Source organism: Cupriavidus sp. GW823-FHT07A04, from assembly GCF_058794615.1.
The window spans coordinates 134,378-138,168 of sequence record NZ_JBXAHA010000018.1 but is presented as its reverse complement, the minus strand read 5'-3'; the positions used below and the strand labels follow the sequence as shown (position 1 = coordinate 138,168).

Annotated in this window: 4 protein-coding genes; 2 read left to right on the top strand and 2 right to left on the bottom strand. The window is 65.8% G+C overall.

The window, feature by feature from the left end:
• Together AC1Q7Q_RS28665 and AC1Q7Q_RS28660 are read left to right on the top strand one after the other, a co-directional pair.
• The coding region (locus AC1Q7Q_RS28665; protein ID WP_492387239.1) for an ABC transporter ATP-binding protein at window positions 1–476 on the top strand (476 nt) is incomplete at its 5' end.
• Window positions 477–511: 35 nt separating this feature from the next.
• A complete protein-coding gene (locus AC1Q7Q_RS28660) occupies window positions 512–1,375 on the top strand; it encodes an ABC transporter permease (protein WP_174425798.1) in 864 nt (287 codons plus the stop codon).
• A gap of 402 nt (window positions 1,376–1,777) precedes the next feature.
• On the opposite strand, the gene AC1Q7Q_RS28655 is transcribed toward AC1Q7Q_RS28660, so the two are convergent.
• Window positions 1,778–2,908: a porin gene (locus tag AC1Q7Q_RS28655; protein WP_492373508.1), complete on the bottom strand. Its 1,131-nt coding sequence runs from the start codon at window positions 2,906–2,908 to the stop codon at window positions 1,778–1,780.
• A 241-nt stretch (window positions 2,909–3,149) separates the two neighbouring features.
• On the bottom strand, window positions 3,150–3,779 hold the full coding sequence (locus AC1Q7Q_RS28650) for a TetR family transcriptional regulator (protein WP_492387241.1): 630 nt from the start codon (window positions 3,777–3,779) through the stop codon (window positions 3,150–3,152).
• Window positions 3,780–3,791 lie beyond the last annotated feature (12 nt).

Sequence of the window (3,791 nt, the reverse complement as noted above, 5' to 3'; positions counted from 1 at the left end):
CCGGCCCTTTTTCCCTCCCCCCCCCCCGCGACCAGGCCTATGGCCTGGCCGAGGAATGGGTGCGCAAGGTCGGCCTGGCCAAGTTCAGCAACCACTACCCGCATCAGTTGTCGGGCGGCATGCGCAAGCGCGTGGCGCTGGCGCAGACCTTCATCAACAACCCGCAGATCCTGCTGATGGACGAGCCATTCAGCGCGCTGGACATGCAGACCCGCACGCTGATGCAGGACGAGCTGCTGCAGCTCTGGTCGCAGAACGCCGGCTCGGTGGTGTTCGTCACGCACGACCTGGAAGAAGCCATCGCCATGGCCGACAGGGTCTTCGTGCTGAGTGCGCGTCCGGCCACCCTCAAGCGTGTCTATGAGATCGACCTGCCACGCCCGCGCGTGACTTCGGAGATCCGCTACGAAAAGCACTTTGTCGAACTGTCGCGCGAGATCTGGGCCGATCTGCGCGAAGAAGTCCACATCGACTGATGCCGCGCCGCCAACCGTAGCCAATGCCAACGCCAATGCCAATACCAATGAATATGGAAGCAAACACGGCCCTTGCCGACGAACTCGACGTCTTTGAACGGGAAGCCAGGCTAGCCATGCGCCGGCGCCGCCAACTGATCATCACCCTGCGCATTGCCTTGCTGGTGGTGGCGCTGGGCGGTTGGGAGCTGGCGGGGCGGCTGCACTGGATCGACCCGTTCTTCTTCTCCATGCCCTCGCTGATTGCGGAGCAGATCTATGACTGGTTCGTCAACGGCACCTCGCAGGGCCCGCTGCTGGAGCAGGTGGCGGTCACGCTGGAAGAGACCGGGCTGGGCTTCCTCATCGGCTCGGTCGCCGGCGTGATCTGCGGCATCGTGCTCGGGCGCAACAAGCTGCTGGCCGATGTGTTCAGCATCTACATCCAGATTGCCAACTCCATTCCACGCGTGGTGCTGGGCTCGATCTTCGTGATCGCGCTGGGCCTGGGCATGGCCTCCAAGGTGGCACTGGCGGTGGTGATGGTGTTCTTCGTGGTGTTCGGCAATGCCTTCCAGGGCGTGCGCGAAGCCGACCGCTACCTGATCGCCAATGCGCAGATCCTCGGCGCGTCCAAACGGCAGCTGACCTTCGCCGTGGTGGTGCCGTCGGCGTTGAGCTGGATCCTGGCCAGCCTGCACGTCAGCTTCGGCTTCGCGCTGGTCGGCGCCGTGGTGGGCGAGTTCCTGGGTTCCAAGCAGGGCATCGGCCTGCTGATCGCCACGGCGCAGGGCGCCTTCAATGCCAGCGGCGTGTTCGCCGCCATGATCGTGCTGGCGGTGGTGGCGCTTGCCGCGGATTTCTTGCTGACCACGCTGGAAAACCGCCTGCTTAAATGGAAGCCGGGCAACCTGGCCTGACCTTACGTCGCGGCGGCACAGCGCAATAGCGCTACGCACGCGCCGGGACGCCATCTCCCTTGCCCACGCCGACTCCCCGTCGGGGTGGGCCTTTTTACTTGGTTCGCCGGACTTCCTGCGAGCGCCCGCCCTCTCCCCCGGCCCCTCCCACAAGTGGGAGAGGGGAGCAGACCAGTGGCATTGAACGGAGCCGACGGAAGGGCCAACACCGCACGCCATCACGACGGCAGTCTCTTCCTCTCACCCCAGCCCATCTCTCACAAGTGGGAGATGGCGGCACACTTGAAGCACGGAAGAAGCACGGAACGATGCCGCCAGGCGAAAAAAACCCGGCTTGTGGCCGGGACAAGGAAAGTTCGGAGCCAGGCCCGCGCCGCCAGGCGCAGGCCGATGCAACGGGGGTCAGAAGCGCGTGCGCATGCCCACCGCGAATTCGCTCTGGTGCGCGAAGCCGTTCGATTGCGCGGCGTGATAGCCGTGCTGCAGGAACATGTAGTCGGCCGCGAGGTAGACCTCGGTGCGCTTCGAGAAGTGGTAGAAGATCGAGCCGTACACCGTGTTCTTGCGGCCGCTGTCGGTCGCGGTGGAGCCAGCGGTGTTGCCATAAGCATTGATGGTGAAGCCGTCGGCATTCAGGGCGGCGTGGCCGGCCTTCATCATCTGGTAGCCGATCTCATAGTCGAAGGCGCCTGCCGGGTCGATCTTGAGCGACACAGTGTAGGCGTCGTCCTTGCGCTGGCCCAGCGCGCCCTGCTCCGCGGTGTAGTGGAAATAGCCCGCGCTGGCGCGCACGATGCCCCACACATAGTTGCCGCCAGCCGAATAGGTTCGGTTGCGCTGGCCATTCACGTTGGCCTGCGTGAAGAAGCTCGAGACGTGGAAGTTCCCGCCGTTGTAGCCCAGGGTGACCGTCTCCGTGGTGTTGCGCGACGGCGCGCCCGGCACTTCGCCGAACTGGTAACCCGCGCCGGCGGTCAGGCCGTTGTCGAACAGCTTCTTCCACACCACGCCGTTGTCCATGCGCGTGCCGGTGGCGCTGCCCGCGTAGAACACCAGCTGCTTGAAGTTGTTGTTGTTGGTGTAGCCGCCTTCCTCGGTCGTGATCGCGGCCGGGCCGTAGGGGTCTCCATAGAGGCCCGAAGCCATCGGGTCGCGCCCGAGTGCATTCTGGCGGCCAAAGGTCAGCTTGCCGAAGACATCGCTGTTGATGCCGACCCAGGCGTCGCGGTTGAACAGCACGCCGGGGGTGTCCATCGCGCCGTTGTAGCTCTGGAATTCGCTCTCCAGCTTGAAGATCACCTTGGTGCCGAAGCCGATGTCTTCCGCTCCAGTCAGGCCCCAGCGGTTGCCGCTGAACCACGCCGGCTGGTGGTAGCCGGTGAGGCGGTCACCCTTGGCGTCGGCGTTGCTGATGGTGCTGATGGTGGTGTCGATGAGGCCATACAGCGTCACGTTCGATTGCGCGTTGGCGTGGCCGGCAAAGGCCGCGCCGATTGCCAGCGCGAGGGCTGTGGTTTTGGTTTGGGCTTTCAAGTTGATCTCCTCGGGGCTCGCTAGTCTTGTCGATGAATCCGGCTGCTCGGGGGCGGGACGCGTGTCCCGGCCATGAGAGAAGCCCCTGCATCGTAGGCATGGCAAGCCTTCATCCAGCTTTCCCGCCGTTGCGCGGCTGGCTCAGGGAAAATACCGAGGAGACCCGGCAGGGCTGGCGTTCAGCCGCTTGTTCAGGCGCTTGCCGCCCGCATTGCAAACGCAGCCGCAGCGGCCGGCGCGCTCAGTGCGGCCGGCGTTCCGTTGGCTTGCGCTTGCGCGCAGGTGCGGGTACGGGCGCCGGCTGATCCTGCGCCCGCTGCTGTTCGGCTGCGCCGCGCAGCAGCCAGCTGATCAACTGCTTGGATTGCTGGATGCGCAGGCGGCGTCCCTTGGCGTTATCTTCGAGATAGTCCGTCGACAGGTGGAACAGGTAGGACACCACGTAGCCGCAGAGGTCGTCGACGATGGGGCGCGACAGGCCCGGGCAGAGCGCCAGCCTCTCGATGTCTTCCGCCATCTCGCCGGCGATATCCGCCAGCACCTGGCGCACCGCTTCGCGCAGCGCCGGCTGCGGGCCGGTGCTGCCGCACACGCCGACAAAGAAGGCGTCGGGGTGGGCATCGGCGTAGGCGAAGAAGGCGTCGCAGGCGCGGGTGGCGACCTCGCCCGGGTTGTCCTGCGCCACCGCCCAGCGCACCGCGCGCAGCATGGGCCGCAGTTCGTTGCCGACCTCGGCCACGGCGCTCAGCGCCAGGTCTTCCATGTCGCGGAAGTGGCGATAGAAGGTATTGGGGTTCAGCCCCGCTTCGCGCGCGAGCTCGCGCAGGCCGAGGCCTGCGAAGCTGGGGCCGGGGTGCGCCCGGAAGCGCACCGAGGCGGATCG

Coding starts and splice junctions, on each gene's coding strand:
- AC1Q7Q_RS28660 (WP_174425798.1), top strand. CDS start 512: ATGCCAATACCAATGAATATGGAAGCAAACACGGCCCTTGCCGACGAA.